This is a genomic window from Acinetobacter sp. UBA801, from assembly GCA_002296655.1.
Classification (GTDB): Bacteria; Pseudomonadota; Gammaproteobacteria; order Pseudomonadales; family Moraxellaceae; genus Acinetobacter.
Map to the genome: position 1 here is coordinate 47115 of DBIN01000038.1, position 19121 is coordinate 66235.

The window sequence follows — 19121 nt, forward strand, 5'->3', positions numbered from 1 at the left end:
CAAGTTCTTTAGCTGATTATAAAGTATCAGCCAGCAAGCCATTGCGCCAAAGTCACCCTATCATTGCCTGCATAATCTTTGACTGTACGAATTTCAGAAAAACCGTGTTCTGCAAAAATCGCTTGCACGGCTAAAGCTTGGTCATAGCCATGCTCTAGTGCAATCCAGCCATTTGCTTTCAGCCAGTGCTTACCCTGCGAAATAATCTGCACAATATCTGCCAAACCCTGATCTGCCGCTACCAAAGCACGTTCAGGCTCTGCTGCCAAAGCAGGCATGTGTGCATCATTAGCATCTATATACGGTGGATTAGAGACGATCAAATCAAAACGTGGCTCAACTTCAGAACCTAATGCCTCAAACCATGCACCACAGGCAAATTGCACCTGATTTAAGGCATATTTACTTGCATTTTCTTGGGCAACTGCAAGCGTTGGCGGGTAAATATCGGTTGCTGTGACTTGCCAATCTGGACGTTCAGATGCCAAAGCCAAAGCGACTGCCCCTGTACCTGTGCCTAAATCGACAATTACAGCATGACGTTGTAATGACAAAGCCAATACAGATTCGACCAAAACCTCAGTGTCAGGGCGTGGCACCAAAGTATCGTGCGTGACTTTTAAATCCAGTGTCCAAAAAGGCTGTGAACCTGTGATATACGCCAAAGGCTCGCCTGCTGCTATACGTGCCAAAGCCTGCACATACATCTGCTCTTGCTCGGCACTCAATTCCTGATCTACACGGTATTTTAATTCAAGCGCACTCAGTCCTAAAAAATGCTCTAGCAACCAAATATTTTCTTGACGCTCGTAACTATCGACTTCACCACGTAGTGCCAAGGCTTGTGCAATATTCATTAGCCACCGTTGTGCTGTGCAAGCATCGCCAATTGATCTGCCTGATATTCACGATGTAGACTATCTAACAATTCAGTTAAATCGCCATCCATCACCGCATCCAACTTATATAAAGTCAGGTTAATTCGATGATCTGTTATACGTCCTTGCGGATAGTTATAGGTACGAATACGCTCAGAACGGTCACCCGAACCCACCAAATCTCGACGCATTTCCGAAGTCGCTGCATCTGCTGCTACACGTTTGGCATTTTCCAAACGCGATGCCAACAACGCCATCGCTTTAGCTTTGTTTTTATGCTGTGAACGCTCTTCCTGACATTCCACCACAGTTCCCGTCGGAATGTGGGTAATACGCACTGCAGAGTCAGTTTTGTTGACGTGCTGACCACCCGCACCAGACGCGCGATAGGTGTCAATTCGTAAATCGGCAGGATTAATATCTACCGTAGTATCTACATCCACTTCAGGTAAAATTGCAACGGTACATGCAGATGTATGCACACGACCTTGCGATTCAGTCGCAGGAACACGTTGCACCCTATGCGCACCACTTTCAAACTTCAAACGGCCATATACACCTTCGCCATTCACCAAGCAAATGACTTCTTTATATCCGCCGTGTTCGCCTTCATTTTCAGATAAAATTTCGATTCTCCAGCCCTGACTCTCTGCATATTTGCTATACATGCGGAATAAGTCGCCCGAAAAAATCGCGGCTTCATCGCCACCTGTCCCTGCGCGAATCTCCAAATAAGCCGAGTTGGCATCATTCGGGTCTTTGGGAATCATTAAAATATTTAAGTCAGCTTCAAGTTGCTGAATCAGCGCTTTATTGTCTTTAATTTCTTCTTGCGCCATTTCCTTAAAATCAGGATCAGACAACATCGCTTCAGCTGTTTCAATATCGGCTTCGGCTTGTCTGTATTGCGACCACACTGCCGTAATTTCTTCTAAATCACTGTGTTCACGTGATAATTGACGAAAACGCTTGTTATCTGAAATCACTTCGACATCTGCCAACAAAGCAGTCAACTCTTCATGCCGGTCAGAAAGCTGATCTAATCGTAAACGTAACGATTCTTTCATTGTATAAAATATCTCAATGTAAAGGCTGTTTCATGCAACACGCAGCACAGCGTAATAAAAATTGCGCATAGTTTACCGATTCTGCCTCTCAAATAACATCATTATTACGTCTGTACAATGTTTGAAATACTCATCCGCTCAGTTCGAATAGCCTTTCTACATTATGCTGTTGTGTGCTATGGCCAATTTATGGTTCAAAAAATGCTGCGGGTTACGCTCTTTTTTGGACATTTTTTTAGCAATATTAATCAAACTCATACAAAGCCCACACCAAAGCACACTAATCTCGTCTGCGCTCTCCACATTTTAAACCTGGCACTTTGTTAAATTGAGCCCATCAAAATTGATCACAAATAAGTCCTATAAATGGACATGGAGTTCAACATGAAACTTAATGCAATGTTAATGACTGCAGCTTTAGCCACAGCGTCAATGCTCAGTGCCAACGTCTATGCAGACAATACCACGCGCGTTGCCGCAGCCAGTGCTTTAGGCAGTGTTGCAGGTACAGCAATTGGTAAAAATATGGGCGGTACTACTGGAGCAACACTAGGTGCTGCATTAGGCGGTGCAGGTGGTGCAGCTGTGGCGAGTAATAAACGTCATCGTACTGAATCTGCAATTGGTGGTGCTTTGGGTGGCGGTGCGGGTTATACCGTAGGTAAAAATATGGGCGGCACTAATGGCGGATATATTGGTTCAGCTTTAGGTGCAGCCGGTGGTGCCGCACTCGGCAATAAAATCTCAAAAGATAAAGAATATGACCGTTACCAAGAACGTAAATGGAAGAAAAAACGCAACCGTCGTTAATCTTGAATAATAGATATAGCCTGCTATAGATCAGCAAAAAAAGCATCAACACAGATTTGATGCTTTTTTTATAAATTTTTTTTTATATCCACTCAAACCCATTCATAATCAATATGAAGAAATTTAGCAGTTCAATTACAAAATCTTTACCAAACATAGCAAATTGACCTCATTACCCTTCACGATCTTTGCCATCTGGTTCTATATATTCATTACATAGCATATCGATAAATATTTGGAGCATCCGCATGAAACTTAATCGTGTTTTATTGGGCAGTGTTATCGCAAGTTCTGCCTTGCTTATGGGTACTGCACATGCCAACGATACGCGTGTTGCTGTAAGCTCCGCCTTGGGCGGTGCTGTCGGCGCTGCGATTGGTCAGCAAATGGGCGGACAAACTGGCGCGATAATTGGTTCAGCCATTGGTGGTGCAGGCGGTGCAGCAGCTTCTGCCAACAAACGTGATCGTAATGGTGCCATGATTGGTGCTGCTTTAGGTGGTGCTGGTGGATACAGTGTCGGACGCAATATGTCAGGCAGCAGTGGTGGCTATATCGGTGCAGGACTCGGTTCCGCAGGTGGGGCTGTATTAGGTCAAAAAGTTAGCGAAGACCGTCGTGATGACCGCTATGACAACAAACGCTACGATGATCGTTATGACCGCCGCTATGATAACCGTGGATATCGTTACAATGACTACCGTTATAATGACCGTTATCGCAAAGACAATGGCTTACATTTAGGTCATTATAAAAATGGTAAACGACATTAATAACTCGCGATACTTTTAACTTCTTCAGCACCTCCGGGTGCTTTTAATTTACTGGTAGCTTTCTTAGATAAATATCAAAGCATGCTTTTTATATGCATGTCATACACTTTTAATGGCAATATCCCATGACGCACACATATATCGAAAATATTCGATATACAAAACCAGTGCAACATCGTATGATAAAACTCTCTTTATCAAGCTGGAATAAATGATGCGTTCCTTGCAAGACACAAAATTTGCCATTCTTGAGCTCGCACCTGTACGTGATGATCAGTCAGTACAGTTTTCGCTGCATCATGCACTTGAATTAGCACAACACGCAGAACAACTCGGCTATGACCGTTTTTGGTTGGCAGAACATCATAATATGGATGGCATTGCCAGCTCGGCAACAGCTGTGCTTTTGGGTTATTTATTAGCAAATACGCAAAAAATTAAACTCGGTTCTGGTGGTATTATGCTCCCCAACCACGCACCGTTAGTGGTCGCTGAACAGTTTGGAACTTTAGCGACTTTATATCCTAATCGTATTGAACTTGGTTTAGGTCGTGCACCAGGCACAGATCAAGTTACTATGCGCGCGCTGCGTCGTGGTCGCCAGGAAACTGAAGATCAATTTCCGCAAGATGTTTTAGAAATTCTTCATTATTTTAAAGACGCTGAACCACAACAACGTATTGTGGCAACCCCAGGTCAAGGTACTCATGTTCCTGTATGGTTGCTCGGTTCAAGTTTATTTAGCGCACAGCTAGCCGCAAAATTAGGACTACCCTACTCATTTGCCTCGCACTTTGCCCCGCGTATGCTTGGTCAAGCTATTCAATTATATCGGGATAATTTTGAGCCTTCGGAATATTTAGAACGACCTTATGTGTCTATGGGTGTGCCCACCGTGGTTGCAGATACCGACCAAGAAGCAGAATTTTTGGCAACGAGCGCTTATCAGCGTGTTTTAGGTTTAATGCGTGGACAAAGCCTAAAACTCAAAGCTCCAGTTAAAAGTATGGATGGCTTATGGTCGCCTGCAGAAAAAATGTCAGTCGATAGTTTTTATGGCATGGCACAAATTGGCTCTAAGGCGACTGTCAAAGCAGGATTGGAAAACTTATTGGCAAAGTATGATGTCGATGAGTTTATTTTTACCTGCGACATCTATGACACAGAAAAACGCTTACACAACTTTGATTTGCTCATGCAAATGAAGAAAAATATTTAATTGATTCAACACACCTTACAGCCATATCATGGTCTGTAAGGTAACTAAATTCAAAGGATATTATTGGCTCATATGTTAATTTTTAAACAGAAGCTTCTACCAGTTTTCTTTGGCACTTTGTTCACAGTGCTAGGCTGTAATGCATCATTTAATAATAAAACAGAAATTATCATACCAAAACTACAATATTCAGGTCATGGGAGTAATGCAAGCTACAGCGAAGCAGTCATTACCCTTGAAGGAAAATGCTTGTATTTCACAGCAAACCAGACGAATTTTCTGCCTATTTTTGCGACTCAACCAGCTTACTGGGATTCGAGAAATGATGTATTAGTCGTAGATAATAAAATGTATAAAAATGGCGATAGAGTTGCCTATGGTGCGGGTGAAGCCGCTAATATTGATTTAGATTCATATTCATGGATCATAAAACCAAACTCCGCTTGTGTTAAAAATAATGCTATTATTATCAACAAATTAATACCCCCCTTACCAACTTTTGACTAAGAGTGTAAATAATTATAATTACAAAAAATTTGTATTTTCTTGTTTTCTTCCCCTCTTAAATCTCAGTCGAATTAATTTTCAATCTTTAGGAATGACTGGCTCGCCTGCACAAAAGACTTTACCAAACAGTATTGCCCCAACAAAATAGAGCAAATGTTCTAATTTATAAAATGAATAAATCAAGAGATTCAGCATGGTCAGTCCTAAACACGACGTTCATAGACACGCTTTTCAAAACTGTTTGACAGATTTTCAAGAGTTCCAAGGCGAATGTATTCCTGCAACTGAAATCAAACAACATGATTTCACGGGTTTACGCGTTGCAGTTATTGGCGCAAATCAGGACAGCGTGGCACAACTCGACAGAATTTGTCAGCAGGCAACATCTGTTCAAGTCTTTCAAATTGCACCGCATTTTGTCCTGCCAAGTACTGAGCGTGGTATCCATCGTCTAATTAGCCACCCTTTGGTGTTTAAAAATAGACGTTTGTTTAATAACCGCGTCAAAAATATTTTGGCTTTGCGCTTTTTAGATGCTCAAGTCAAAAACACCTGGCTCAAACGTCAACTCACACCAAACATTGCTGATACCCAGCAACACTATTTCAAATCTGATCATTATTATTTAGCTTTACAACGTGAAAATTGCCATTTGATTACTTGGCCAATTGTCAAAGTCTGCGCGAATAGTGTGCATAGTATTGATGGACAAGAACATATAATTGATACCATTATCACTACATTTTAAGTCACACTAAAAGCATTATCATTTAAATAAATAGCAGCTTGATTTTTATTCTATTTAAATCCAATAAAAAAGAGCCAAAATAAAAATTTTGGCTCTTTTAATACATATAGTTTCATTAACCAATACGACGTTTTAAACCTGTCATTTGTAAAACACGTGTGGAAATTTCTTCAATCGACATTTCTGAAACATTTAAATATTTAATCCCTTCTGAAATATAAATACCCTCAATCGCACGCAATTCCATTTGACATTGATTAAAACTTGCATAACGACTATTGGCTTTACGTTCAGAACGAATCGCCACAAGGCGTTCAGCATCAATCATCAAGCCAAATAACTTATGTTTATGCGGCTTTAAGACAGCTGGCAAACGGTTGTCATCTAGATCTTCTTCAGTGAGTGGATAGTTCGCCACACGAATCCCGAACTGTAAAGAAAGGTAGATGGAAGTCGGTGTTTTACCTGAACGCGACACCCCAATCAGAATCAGATCGGCCTTGTCGTAATGACGTGTACGTGCGCCATCATCGTTATCTAAGGCAAAATGCACCGCATCAATACGTGCCTTGTAAGATTCAGAATCTGTTACGGCATGCGTCTGTCCAACTAAAGTGGTTGGCGGTGTTCCTAGCTCTTCAGAAAGCTTACTAATTAAGCCTTCAAATACATCTAAATTAATCGCTTTGGCGGTGTTAATTATGTCACGCACATCTTGGTCAACCAAGGTATCAAACACCAAAGGTAATTGACCATCAATTTGTGCTCTGGCATTAATCTCTGCCACTACATTCATAGCCGCTTCTTCAGACGTAATATAAGGATGAATATGAATATTAAAGTCCACATTTGGAAATTGCGCTAAGAGTGAATGTCCAAGGGTTTCAGCCGTAATTGCAGTTCCATCGGAAATAAAAAAAACACTCCGCTTAATTTGTTTACCATCTGACATTAAAATTCTCCTTAAACATTTGTCTTAGTGCTATATAATCTTTATAGTAAACCGATCTTACATGACTGTCGCTTAGTAAAACCAAATTGCTAAGTAGATTTATTATAATTTCATGACAAGATAGTGATTAATACTGCAAAAGTGGAGTAACAACTTTGGAAGCGCGCGTAATTGGTCTGGAAAAATTAGGGAAGCACGATGTTGAGCTTGTGGGTGGGAAAAACTCATCTTTGGGCGAAATGATCAGCCACTTATCTAATGCTGGTGTATCTGTGCCAGGTGGCTTTGCAACAACAGCTGCTGCTTATCGTGAATTTCTCGAGCAGAGTGGCCTAAACGCTAAAATTAAAGCAGAGCTAAAAACACTCAATGTAGATGACGTGAATGCGCTTGCTGAAACTGGTGCAAAAATTCGTCAATGGATTGTCGACACTCCGCTTACTGCATCACTAGAACAAGAAATCCGAGTTGCATTTGAAGCACTCTCTAACGGCAACCCTAATATCGCGGTTGCCGTTCGTTCATCTGCAACTGCAGAAGATTTACCAGACGCATCTTTTGCAGGTCAGCAAGAAACATTCCTCAACATCCGTGGCATCGACAACGTGTTAATTGCCATTAAAGAAGTTTTTGCCTCTTTGTACAACGACCGCGCGATTTCTTACCGTGTACACCAAAATTTTGACCACGATGTCGTTGCTTTGTCTGCAGGCGTACAACGTATGGTGCGTTCAGAAACTGGCGCTGCAGGGGTCATGTTTACTCTAGACACAGAATCTGGTTTCCGTGATGCCGTATTTATTACATCTTCTTATGGCTTGGGTGAAATGGTGGTTCAGGGTGCAGTCAACCCAGATGAGTTCTATATTTCTAAGCCTTTATTAAAAGCGGGTAGACATGCGGTTTTACGTCGTAACCTTGGCTCTAAACACCAAAAAATGATTTATGGTGAAGAAGGTGCAGCTGGTAAATCTGTGGTTGTGGTCGATGTTGAAAAACAAGATCGCCAACAATTCTCTTTAAATGATCACGAACTTCAAGAATTAGCAAAACAAGCATTAATTATTGAAGAACATTATCAAGCGCCTATGGATATTGAATGGGCAAAAGATGGTGATGACGGGCAAATCTACATCGTTCAAGCACGCCCTGAAACTGTAAAAAGCCGTGAAAACGTTGGCACTATGGAACGCTACCTCTTAAAACAAAAAGGTACGGTCATTTGTGAAGGTCGTTCAATTGGTCAACGTATCGGTTCTGGTAAAGTTCGCATTGTTAGTTCTATTAAAGAAATGGACAAAGTTCAGGAAGGTGACGTACTTGTTTCAGACATGACTGACCCAGACTGGGAACCAGTAATGAAACGTGCTGCGGCAATTGTCACTAACCGTGGTGGTCGTACTTGTCACGCTGCAATTATTGCGCGTGAATTAGGCGTACCTGCAATTGTAGGTTGTGGTAATGCAACTGAAGTCTTGACTGATGGTCAGGAAGTTACTGTTTCTTGTGCCGAAGGCGACACAGGTTTCATTTATGAAGGTGCTTTAGATTTTGAAGTTCAAAAGAACTCAATCGAATCTATGCCTAAACTTCCGTTCAAAATCATGATGAACGTAGGTAACCCAGACCGCGCATTTGACTTTGCCCAAATTCCAAACGAAGGGATTGGTCTGGCACGTTTAGAATTCATCATCAACCGTATGATTGGCGTGCATCCAAAAGCATTGCTTAACATTGACAGCTTACCACGTGAAACACGTGCGGCAGTCATGGCGCGAACTGCAGGCTATTCATCTCCAATTGAATTCTATGTAGAAAAATTGGTTGAAGGTATTTCTACCCTTGCCGCTGCATTCGCTGACAAACCAGTGATTGTACGTATGTCTGATTTCAAATCAAACGAATATGCAAACTTAATTGGTGGTAAGTTATACGAGCCTGAAGAAGAAAACCCTATGTTAGGCTTCCGTGGTGCAAGTCGCTATGTGTCTGACAACTTCCGTGACTGCTTCGAGCTTGAATGCCGTGCCTTGAAAAAAGTACGCGACGAAATGGGCTTAACCAATGTACAGATCATGATTCCATTTGTGCGTACTGTGGCTGAAGCAAAACGTGTGATCGAGTTATTGGAATTGAACGGTCTTAAACGTGGTGAAAATGGTCTTAAAGTGATCATGATGTGTGAATTACCAACTAACGCATTGTTGGCTGAACAATTCCTTGAGCACTTCGATGGTTTCTCTATCGGTTCAAACGACTTAACTCAGTTAACACTTGGTTTAGACCGTGACTCGGGCATTGTTTCTCACCTATTTGATGAACGAGACCCAGCCGTGAAAGCATTACTTTCTATGGCAATTCATGCATGCCGTAAAGCAGGTAAATATGTCGGTATCTGTGGTCAAGGTCCTTCAGATCACCCTGACCTAGCACGTTGGTTAATGGAACAAGGTATTGAATCTGTATCTTTAAACCCAGACTCTGTTTTAGACACTTGGTTCTTCCTTTCTGAAGAAAAAGCTCAACAAGCGTAATAAAACGTGTTAAAAGAAACCCATGCACCTGCGTGGGTTTTTTTTCAAATTCATTTTTTGAGATTTTATATTTATGCAAATTTACTTGGCACGAAATAATCAACAAGCTGGGCCATATACCTTAGAGCAGCTCAACCAAATGCTCGCCAGCCAACAAGTGTTGCTGACAGATTTGGCATGGCACCAAGGCATGAGCGAATGGAAAGCTTTAGGTGAACTCACCCAAGGTAAACTTGTATATGAACCACAAAGTTATGTCAGCACGCCACCTGCCCCTGAACACTCACCTTTTCAAAATACAGATTACACGGCTACAAATACATCACGACCAAGTTCAACATCGTCAAATTCAAGAATACAGGCAACAAAAAGTGAATTAGCGAGCATTAACCAACGTGCTTTAGCCAAAATTATAGATATGTTGCTGTGGTTACCTGCAGCAGCACTTCCATCTTTTTTCTTAAATGCCGACCAGTTTGAACAATTGTCTGGCTTGCAACAAAAAATGCAAGCAGCCTCAACGTCTGATCAAGCCATACAATTGCAAGCCGAACTCTTTCAGTTGATTCCAATGCAAGCGTGGCAAGCCATAGCAATTTATTTACTCATTATGCTGGGCATACAAGCCTTCCTATTGGCTAAAACTGGACAAAGTATTGGCAAACGTCTAACCAAAATTAAAATTGTCGATGCCCAAACCGATGAAAAAGTTAGCTTAATGCGTGTTTTTACCATTCGCTCTATCATTTTCATTATTTTGAATATGATGTTTATGCCCTTTATTACAATTTTAGATTATGGCTTTGCATTTACTGCAAAACGACAAGCATTACACGATAAACTCGCCAAAACCAAAGTCGTAAAGCAATAATCTGATTTTTATTTATTGAGGGATGATCGATCATCCCTTTTCATTATAATATTGATTAATACAAATAAATTATAATTAACACAAATAATTCCGAGTGAAAAAATCGGTTTTTATTACAGTCATTTAAAGCCGCTTTTTGAGTAGCTTAGTTTGTCGATATCAGGCATAATGCCCTACAACGTAGCGGTGTATCATGATTGACAAGGATTTTTGCGTCAAAAAAATACTTATCAATCATGCGACACTATAATCGCTATCCCATAATTAAATTAGGGAATGGGACTCTTCACCGAGGTTGTAAAATGAGACAAACGATTTTAGCTGTATTGTCTTTATCTACGATGGCTGCACTCTTAACCGGGTGTGGTGGTGATATGGTACTTCTAAACTCGCAAGGTCCAGTTGCTGAAGGTCAATCGAACCTGATGATGACTGCGATCTACTTGATGCTATTAGTGGTGATTCCTTCAATCATCATGGCATTATGGTTTGGTTGGAAATATCGCGCATCAAATAAAGATGCAGACTATAAACCAACATGGGCACACTCTACTGCGATTGAAATCGTGGTTTGGGGTATACCTGTTATTATTATTGGTATTTTAGCTTGGTTAACTTGGTGGGGTTCCCACAAGTACGACCCTTACCGTCCGCTAGAATCCGAAAAAGCGCCTTTAACTGTTCAAGTTATTGCTGAACAATTTAAATGGATCTTCATCTACCCAGAACAGAACATTGCGACTGTTAACGAATTACGCTTCCCAGAGCAAACGCCTGTAAGCTTACGTTTAACATCTAACTTCACAATGAACTCGTTCTTTATCCCTGCATTATCTGGTCAGATTTATGCAATGGCGGGTATGCAAACTCACTTGAACATTTTAGCAGACAACACGGGCGAATTCCGTGGTTTCTCGTCTAACTACTCAGGTTATGGTTTCTCGCAAATGCGCTTCCGTGCACATTCTGTGACTGATGCTCAATTTGCTGAATGGGTTTCTGCAGTTCAATCAGGTAACGGTACTTCAGTGAACCCTGTAGCAGTTCAAAAAACTGTTCTAGACCAAGCTGAATTTGCGACCTTACGTGACGGTAACCGTTCACAAAAACAAATTGATGCAATGGTTCGTAATGCAAGAACAGATTTAGAGAAAAAACTTGCTGAAACAGCGCTTAAAGAAGGCCCATATAAGACTCAGCCACATCCTGTGACTTATTACTCTTCTGTAGAGCCTGGCTTGTTTGAATCTGTGATTCACAACTATATGAGTAACTACCATGGTGCTGACCACTCAGCTCCTGTAGAAGCTGCAGCAAGTGATGCTGTTGCTCACGACGAAGCTGCTGCTTCTGAAGCTCATGTAGCTGTTGAACATGCGACTGCTTCTCAAGGAGAATAAGACATGAGCTTCTTAGGTAAGTTAGGTCCAGATGCAATTCCTTACGATCCAATCGTATTGGCAACTGTTGCAATGATGATCTTGGGTGGTATCGCAGTTGTTGCTGGTATTACCTACTTCAAAAAATGGGGCTACCTGTGGAACGAATGGTTCACATCTGTAGACCATAAAAAAATTGGTATCATGTATATCTTCGTATCTGTGATCATGCTGGTGCGTGGTTTCGCCGATGCGATCATGATGCGTCTTCAGCAGTTCCTTGCAAGAGGTGGTGGTGAAGGCTATTTACACCCAGAACACTATGACCAGATTTTCACCGCACACGGTGTAATCATGATCTTCTTCGTGGCAATGGGTCTTGTTGTTGGCTTAATGAACATCTCTGTACCATTACAGATTGGTGCTCGTGACGTAGCCTTCCCATTATTAAACTCATTAAGCTTTTGGTTATTTGCTGGTGCTGCAGGTTTAATGATGGTTTCACTAGCATTAGGTGAGTTCGCTGCGACAGGTTGGATGGCTTATCCTCCTCTATCAGGTATCGAATACTCTCCAGGTGTTGGTGTTGACTACTATATTTGGGCAATTCAGGTTTCTGGTCTAGGTACGCTTCTTACTGGTGTTAACTTCTTCGTTACCATCATCAAAATGCGTGCGCCTGGCATGAAACTTATGGACATGCCTATTTTCACTTGGACAGCATTAGTTACTGCGGTACTTATCATTGCAACTTTCCCAGTTTTAACTGCGACAATTGCGATGTTAACGCTTGACCGTTACTTCGGTTTCCACTTCTTTACCAACGACATGGGTGGTAGCCCAATGTTGTATGTAAACTTGATTTGGACATGGGGTCACCCAGAAGTATATATCTTAGTATTACCAGCATTCGGTATTTACTCAGAAGTAACTGCGACTTTTGCGCGCAAAACGTTGTTCGGTTACAAATCAATGGTGTACGCAACTGTTGCAATTGGTGTGTTATCACTCGTTGTATGGGTTCACCACTTCTTTACCATGGGTGCAGGTGCCAACGTTAACGCGTTCTTCGGTATCATGACCATGATTATTGCGATTCCTACTGGTGTGAAAATCTTCTCTTGGTTATTCACCATGTACAAGGGTCGTATTACCTACACTACCCCAATGCTATGGACACTTGGCTTCCTTGTGACTTTCGGTATCGGTGGTTTAACAGGTGTATTGATGGCAGTTCCACCAGCGGACTTCCTTGTACACAACTCTTTATTCTTGATTGCTCACTTCCATAACGTAATTATTGGTGGTGTTGTATTCGCGATGTTCGCAGGTATCATTTTCTACTGGCCAAAAATGTTTGGTTGGAGACTGAATGAGACTTGGGGTAAAGCAGCATTCTGGTTCTGGTTCTTCGGTTTCTACTTTGCATTCATGCCGTTGTATATCCTTGGTTTCATGGGTATGACACGTCGTTTGAATACTTATGACAACCCTGAATGGGATCCGTACTTGTCAATCGCGTTCTTCGGTTCTGTGTTAATTGCTATCGGTTTATTCTGCTTCGTTATGCAGATCGTGGTTGGTTTCTTACAACGCAACCAACGTTTAGACCTTACAGGCGATCCATGGGATGGTCGTACGCTTGAATGGGCGACTTCTTCTCCAGCACCGTTCTATAACTTTGCTCACCTTCCAAAGATCAATGGTATTGATACGTTCTGGACTGACAAAGAAAATGGTGTTGCATACGCGCGTCCAACGAAGTATGAAGACATCCACATGCCAACCAACCGTGCTGCTGGTTTCATTATTGCAATGTTTATTACAGTAATGGGCTTCGCGTTAATCTGGCATATTTGGTGGTTAGTATTCGTTACCTTCATCGCTGCAATCATCAGCTTCATCGTGAGTTCATTCACGAAGAAAGTGGACTACTATGTTCCTGCTGCTGAAGTTGAGCGTATTGAAAACGAACGCTATGCGATCCTTGAAAAACACTTGAAGAAGGACTAAGACATGGCTGAAGTACTTCATCACGACAACCACGGACATGATGATCATCACCACGATGATACAGACATCACCGTCTTTGGTTTCTGGACCTATTTGATGAGTGACCTTGTACTTTTCGGTACACTCTTCATCGCGTTCGCTGTATTAAGTAGCCACGTTCCAGTTGGCACTCCAACAGCTAAAGATTTGTTTGGCGAGTCATTAGGCTTTGTTTTAACAGAAACTTTTGCCCTGTTGATTTCTTCTGTAACTTTCGGTTTTGCTGTTTTAGCTGCTTACAAGAAAGATGTTGCTAAAGTTCTAACTTGGTTAGGCGTGACATGGGTTTTCGGCGCGATCTTTATTGGTATGGAACTTTACGAGTTCAACCATTTAGTTCATGCTGGACATGGACCTAGCGTGAGTGCGTTCTTATCTGCGTTCTTTACTTTGGTTGGTACGCACGGTATTCACGTAACTTCAGGTTTAGTTTGGATGATCGTGTTAATGGTTCAAATCAAGAAATATGGTTTGACTATTCCGAACATGCGTCGTTTAGCTTGTCTAAGCTTGTTCTGGCACTTCCTTGACATCGTTTGGATCTGTGTATTCAGCGTAGTTTACTTGATGGGAGTTCTCTAATGAGTCACGATCACAACTCTGCTGGTGCATCACACGGTAACACTAAGCAATATACGATTGGCTTTATCCTTTCTGTCATCCTTACCGTAATTCCATTCGGTATGGTGATGGCAGGCGGTTTTGGCCGTGGTATCTTGATTACTGTCATCGCGATTACTGCGGTTGCTCAGATTCTTGTGCAGTTAATTTACTTCCTGCATATGAACTCTTCTTCAGAGCAACGCTGGAACGTGATTGCATTCGTGTATACCATCTTAACTATCGCTATTCTTTTAGTGGGCTCTGTATGGATCATGAATTACCTACACTACAACATGATGATCTAAACTGGTCGTCATGCTGAAAAAGTATTTATTCCTGACTAAGCCAGGAATTCTCTTCGGTAACTTTGTTACCACTTTGGGTGGCTACTTCGTAGCCACCCAAGGTTCTGTAGATTTCCTTCTCCTGCTGCTTACTCTGCTTGGTACAACACTTGTTGTCGCCTCAGGATGTGTGGTCAACAACGTGATTGACCAGGACATCGACCAAAAAATGCAGCGCACCCAAAACCGTGCTCTGGTCACCAAAACCATTTCCGAACCTGTTGCCCTGGCCTTTGCTCTGGTATTAGGCATCGTTGGTTTTAGTCTTTTATGGTTCTGGGTAAATGCGTACGCTTTCTTATTCGCGGTGATTGGTTTTGTCGTATATGTTGGTTTCTACAGCCTATGGACAAAACGAACCACAATTCATCAAACCATTATTGGCAGTATTTCTGGCGCAAGCCCACCTGTCATTGGTTATACTGCTGTTGCAAATCAATTTGACTTAGCTGCACTACTGATCTTTTTAGGTTATGCACTTTGGCAAATGCCCCACTCTTGGGCGATTGCAATTTACCGTTTTGATGATTACAAAAATGCGGGTATTCCAATTTTGCCAGTTGCTCGTTCAATTTTACGAACGAAAATTGAATCACTGGTTTATGTGGTGTTATTTACTATTGCCATGAATGGACTGTTTGTATTTGATTATGCAAACTGGCTATATCTGGTTATTTTAAATGCACTTTGTATTTATTGGTTCTATATTGGCGTCATTGGATTCAAAGCAAAAAATGATCAATTATGGGCAAAACGCTTTTTCCTATTTTCGGTTATTTTAATTACGGTTGTGAGTTTATGTTTTAGCTTTACAGCAACTGCGCCAAGCACGCAAATCATACTTTTTTAAAAGATAGAGTTTAGCTCTATCTTTTAATGGAATACCCTCTGCACATTTCACAATTTCAACAACAATAATTAAACTCACTTCAATTAATTCATTCTGTAATTAACTTCTCAAAAAAACTCACCAAAAGTAAGTAACATTCAAATACATAGTAAAAATATAAATTCCAATCCAAGATTCAAAATACCCTACTCTTTTATCCAAGCCGATCTTTTCTTAGACAAAGCCTTGTATTTACTTGGCAAAAGCTCTAAAATTCACGCTTCGCAATTTTGCGACACAACTTCGGTTGTGACTCCTTGCTTCTGGCTCAATTTAGTCAGGGGCTGCATAAACCGTAAGGAGCTGACAATGCGTCACTACGAAATCGTACTTTTGGTACACCCAGACCAAAGCGATCAAGTTGTGGGTATGGTAGAACGTTACCTAACTCACATCAAAGAAGCTGAAGGTCAAATTCACCGTTTAGAAGATTGGGGCCGTCGTCAATTGGCTTACCCAATTAACAAAATTCACAAAGCGCACTATATTCTTATGAACGTTGAATGTAGTCAAACTACGCTTGACGAGTTAGAAGAATTGTTCCGTTATAACGACGCGATCCTTCGTAGCTTGATCATCCGTCGTGAAAACGCTATCACTGAAGAGTCATTATTGGCTAAGAGTGCTGAAGAAAAACGTGCGCGTAAAGCTCAACGTGAAGAAGCACAACACGCTAACCAAGACTCTGCTGAAGCTTAAGGAGAACATCAATGGCACGTTTTTACCGTCGTCGCAAGTTCTGCCGCTTTACAGCTGAGAACGTTACGTACATCGACTACAAAGATATCGATACACTAAAACAGTACATCACTGAAAATGGCAAGATTGTTCCTAGCCGTATTACAGGTACTAAAGCTCGTTACCAACGTCAATTAGCGCTTGCTATCAAACAAGCTCGTTACTTAGCGTTGATCCCTTACACTGACAATCATAAGTGAGGTTGAGCTGTGGATATTATCTTATTACAACGCATTAAGAACCTTGGTAAATTAGGCGATAAAGTTTCAGTTAAAGCTGGTTACGGCCGTAACTACTTGATCCCTCAAGGTAAAGCAGTTGCTGCAACTGAAGCAAACACTGCTGCATTCGAAGCTCGTCGTGCTGAACTTGAGAAACATGAAGCTGAAATTTTAGCTGCTGCTCAAGCGCGTGCTGACCAATTGAACGAAGTTAACATCGTCATCACAGCTAAAGCTGGTGATGAAGGTAAACTTTTCGGTTCTATCGGTACTCGTGACATCGCAGACGCGTTAACGAACGCTGGTCTTGAAGTTGACCGTGCAGAAGTTCGTTTACCAAACGGTGCGCTTCGTCACACTGGTGAATTCAACATCGCAATCCAATTGCACCATGATGTTGTTGCTGAAGTTCTCGTTACTATCGTATCTGAGTAATTTTCTGCAAAAAGAAAGAGCATGCTTAATCGCATGCTCTTTTTTTGTCTTTAAAATAAACATTTAGTAGAATTTTCCAAATAGTCCTGCACGCTTTGACCTATCCTTCGCCAAAATCTACTCGCTTTTTTTTTTAGAGGGCGTATCATCGGGAAGTGGAAAGAATATGAGTTTAAAATTCTATCCCCTCGTGCATTATTCAGCATTTACTGTTTTAAAAATCAGGGATTTATATGTCACAGGCGACTGCTAGCGCAAAGCAACATACTGCAAAGTCTGATCTAAAACCAAATGAGAACAGCCCGCTCAAAGAGTTTCGTACTCCACCGCATAACTTAGCCATCGAACAAGCTGTTTTGGCTGCATTAATGACTGTGGCAGAATCTTTTGAGCAAGTAGGTGATGTATTACAAGAATCTGATTTTTACGCGACACGCCATAAATATATCTTCCGTGCCATTGATTCTTTGTCTAAAGAAAACTCACCTTATGATGCCGTATTGGTAAATGACTGGCTGATTAAACAAAATTTGCTTGAAGCTGCGGGCGGTGAAGAGTATTTAATGCAGCTCATGGCGGACTCGCCTTCTAGTTTTTATAACCTAGAAACTTATGCCACAAAAATTAAAGAATTCTCGACCCTCAGAAACATGATTAAAGTCAGTTCTGAAATTTTACAAAATGCCTATGACACCAAAGGTCGTAGCGTGAGTGAAATTTTAGACTTAGCTGAAACTAATATTTTCCAAATTGCCGAACAACACAATAACAATGCAAAAGCACAAGGCCCAAAACCTATATCGAGTGTCGTTGCCGATGTATTCGACAAACTTGACGAACTTTCTAAAATGGAAGGTAACATCACAGGCTTAACCACAGGCTTTGTAGAGTTAGATAATAAAACCTCAGGCATGCAAGCGGGTGATTTGATTATTGTCGCTGCGCGTCCATCTATGGGTAAAACCACTTTTGCCATGAACTTAGTAGAAAGTGTTCTGTTTAACAATGACTTGCCTGCCCTTGTCTACTCTATGGAAATGCCTGCAGACTCAATTGCAATGCGTTTGATTTCTGCTTACGGCAAAGTGCATCAGGGGAATTTACGTTCAGGTAAACTTAGTGGCGATGAATGGTCAAAAGTCACAGGCACGATTTTACAACTGCAAGAAAAGCATTTGTATATTGATGACTCATCTGCCCTGCCCCCCACGGAAGTACGTGCACGTGCACGACGAATTGCCAAACAACATGGCGGTAAAATTGGCTGTATCATGGTCGATTACTTACAATTAATGAAAGTCCCAGGCATGGGCGATAACCGTGTCGGCGAGATTTCAGAAATTTCACGGAGCTTAAAAGCCTTAGCCAAAGAGATGAACTGCCCTGTGATTGCTTTGTCGCAGCTGAACCGTTCCTTAGAGAACCGACCTAATAAACGCCCTGTGATGTCTGACTTGCGTGAATCTGGTGCAATTGAGCAGGATGCTGACTTAATCATGTTTATTTACCGTGACGAAGTCTACAATAAAGAATCCAAAGAAGCAGGCACAGCCGAAATTATTATTGGTAAACAACGTAACGGCCCAATTGGTACGGTACGTCTTGCTTTTGAAGGACAATATACGCGTTTTAGTAACTTATCACCTGAGTATTATGCTCAGTATGATGATGAAGAGTAATGCTTACATTGCTCTTTTTTATTAAAACCATGATTTAATCTGACTTAATAACTTTGCCCACCATAGTTTCCAACTTGAGACTAAATTCCAATTTTGTTTATTTTCTTCCACTTCAAGTGATGGAAATGCTTTATTGAGTTGTTCACATGTTGGATATTTTTGTTGAAGTTGTGCTAAGTAATGCGATTGATCATAGTCTATAAAACCATCTAAAATCCCAACCTCTGCTCTATCGCCTGTAGAACAATTTGATGTCTGCTTATTCCAAGCTAAAAATGGGGCAATCGCTTTAGATATAACAAGCTGATCATTCTTACAGTTTAATGTTGCAAATGAAACTATTTGATATTGTTCAGGTTTAGCACCATCGGGAGTATAAGCTAAACCTATGATCAAACAGAGGTGGTCCCACTTGTTTGAAC

At 41.3% G+C, this 19121-nt stretch carries 19 protein-coding genes and 1 pseudogene; 16 read left to right on the forward strand and 4 right to left on the reverse strand.

Annotation, left to right across the window (positions count from 1 at the left end; all coding sequences use genetic code 11):
• Positions 1-26: 26 nt before the first annotated feature.
• Positions 27-857, reverse strand: a complete 831-nt coding sequence (gene prmC / locus B2W49_RS07565; RefSeq protein WP_291337904.1) for a peptide chain release factor N(5)-glutamine methyltransferase — start codon at positions 855-857, stop codon at positions 27-29.
• Complete coding sequence (prfA, locus tag B2W49_RS07570; protein ID WP_291337905.1) at positions 857-1945, reverse strand: peptide chain release factor 1; 1089 nt, start codon at positions 1943-1945, stop codon at positions 857-859. The genes prmC and prfA overlap by 1 nt, the downstream gene beginning before the upstream one ends.
• A gap of 384 nt (positions 1946-2329) precedes the next feature.
• Between prfA and B2W49_RS07575 the strand changes: the two genes are divergently transcribed.
• From B2W49_RS07575 to B2W49_RS07595, 5 genes are all read left to right on the forward strand, one after another.
• Complete coding sequence (locus B2W49_RS07575) at positions 2330-2755, forward strand: glycine zipper 2TM domain-containing protein (RefSeq protein WP_180008509.1); 426 nt, start codon at positions 2330-2332, stop codon at positions 2753-2755.
• A gap of 248 nt (positions 2756-3003) precedes the next feature.
• Entirely contained in the window at positions 3004-3528 is a 525-nt protein-coding gene (locus B2W49_RS07580) for a hypothetical protein (RefSeq protein ID WP_291337908.1), read from the forward strand.
• Positions 3529-3742: 214 nt separating this feature from the next.
• Positions 3743-4747, forward strand: a complete 1005-nt coding sequence (locus B2W49_RS07585) for an LLM class flavin-dependent oxidoreductase (RefSeq protein ID WP_291337911.1) — start codon at positions 3743-3745, stop codon at positions 4745-4747.
• Between the two features lie 72 nt (positions 4748-4819).
• Complete coding sequence (locus B2W49_RS07590; RefSeq protein ID WP_414630587.1) at positions 4820-5254, forward strand: hypothetical protein; 435 nt, start codon at positions 4820-4822, stop codon at positions 5252-5254.
• Positions 5255-5447: 193 nt separating this feature from the next.
• A complete protein-coding gene (locus B2W49_RS07595; protein ID WP_291337915.1) occupies positions 5448-6002 on the forward strand; it encodes a flavoprotein in 555 nt (184 codons plus the stop codon).
• A 115-nt stretch (positions 6003-6117) separates the two neighbouring features.
• Here B2W49_RS07595 and ppsR read toward each other — a convergent pair whose 3' ends face one another.
• Positions 6118-6954, reverse strand: a complete 837-nt coding sequence (gene ppsR, locus B2W49_RS07600; protein WP_291337916.1) for a posphoenolpyruvate synthetase regulatory kinase/phosphorylase PpsR — start codon at positions 6952-6954, stop codon at positions 6118-6120.
• A 155-nt stretch (positions 6955-7109) separates the two neighbouring features.
• On the opposite strand from ppsR, the gene ppsA reads away from it, so the two are divergent.
• The 11 genes from ppsA to dnaB all read left to right on the forward strand — a co-directional run bounded on the left by ppsA (position 7110) and on the right by dnaB (position 18699).
• On the forward strand, positions 7110-9488 hold the full coding sequence (gene ppsA / locus B2W49_RS07605) for a phosphoenolpyruvate synthase (protein WP_291337917.1): 2379 nt from the start codon (positions 7110-7112) through the stop codon (positions 9486-9488).
• A gap of 73 nt (positions 9489-9561) precedes the next feature.
• Complete coding sequence (locus B2W49_RS07610; protein ID WP_291337919.1) at positions 9562-10359, forward strand: RDD family protein; 798 nt, start codon at positions 9562-9564, stop codon at positions 10357-10359.
• Positions 10360-10661: 302 nt separating this feature from the next.
• Positions 10662-11759 carry a ubiquinol oxidase subunit II gene (gene cyoA / locus B2W49_RS07615; RefSeq protein WP_291337921.1) on the forward strand — a complete coding sequence of 366 codons (1098 nt, stop codon included), beginning with the start codon at positions 10662-10664 and terminating at the stop codon, positions 11757-11759.
• Positions 11760-11762: 3 nt separating this feature from the next.
• Positions 11763-13751, forward strand: coding sequence for a cytochrome o ubiquinol oxidase subunit I (gene cyoB, locus B2W49_RS07620; RefSeq protein ID WP_291337923.1), 1989 nt, complete (start codon positions 11763-11765; stop codon positions 13749-13751).
• A gap of 3 nt (positions 13752-13754) precedes the next feature.
• The gene (gene cyoC / locus B2W49_RS07625) at positions 13755-14372 is read left to right on the forward strand and encodes a cytochrome o ubiquinol oxidase subunit III (RefSeq protein WP_019837982.1); all 618 of its coding nucleotides are present in this window, start codon (positions 13755-13757) and stop codon (positions 14370-14372) included.
• Positions 14372-14698: a cytochrome o ubiquinol oxidase subunit IV gene (locus tag B2W49_RS07630; protein WP_291337926.1), complete on the forward strand. Its 327-nt coding sequence runs from the start codon at positions 14372-14374 to the stop codon at positions 14696-14698. The genes cyoC and B2W49_RS07630 overlap by 1 nt, the downstream gene beginning before the upstream one ends.
• A 10-nt stretch (positions 14699-14708) precedes the next feature.
• A complete protein-coding gene (gene cyoE, locus B2W49_RS07635; RefSeq protein WP_291337927.1) occupies positions 14709-15587 on the forward strand; it encodes a heme o synthase in 879 nt (292 codons plus the stop codon).
• Between the two features lie 348 nt (positions 15588-15935).
• A complete protein-coding gene (gene rpsF / locus B2W49_RS07640) occupies positions 15936-16325 on the forward strand; it encodes a 30S ribosomal protein S6 (protein WP_291337928.1) in 390 nt (129 codons plus the stop codon).
• Between the two features lie 11 nt (positions 16326-16336).
• Positions 16337-16564, forward strand: a complete 228-nt coding sequence (gene rpsR, locus B2W49_RS07645) for a 30S ribosomal protein S18 (protein ID WP_004719336.1) — start codon at positions 16337-16339, stop codon at positions 16562-16564.
• Between the two features lie 9 nt (positions 16565-16573).
• Positions 16574-17020 (forward strand): 50S ribosomal protein L9, encoded by a 447-nt coding sequence (gene rplI, locus B2W49_RS07650; protein WP_291337952.1) that lies wholly within the window; start codon positions 16574-16576, stop codon positions 17018-17020.
• A gap of 233 nt (positions 17021-17253) precedes the next feature.
• Complete coding sequence (gene dnaB, locus B2W49_RS07655) at positions 17254-18699, forward strand: replicative DNA helicase (RefSeq protein ID WP_291337954.1); 1446 nt, start codon at positions 17254-17256, stop codon at positions 18697-18699.
• Between the two features lie 21 nt (positions 18700-18720).
• Here dnaB and B2W49_RS07660 read toward each other — a convergent pair.
• Positions 18721-19121 (reverse strand): annotated as a pseudogene (locus B2W49_RS07660) (hypothetical protein); the annotation flags it as partial.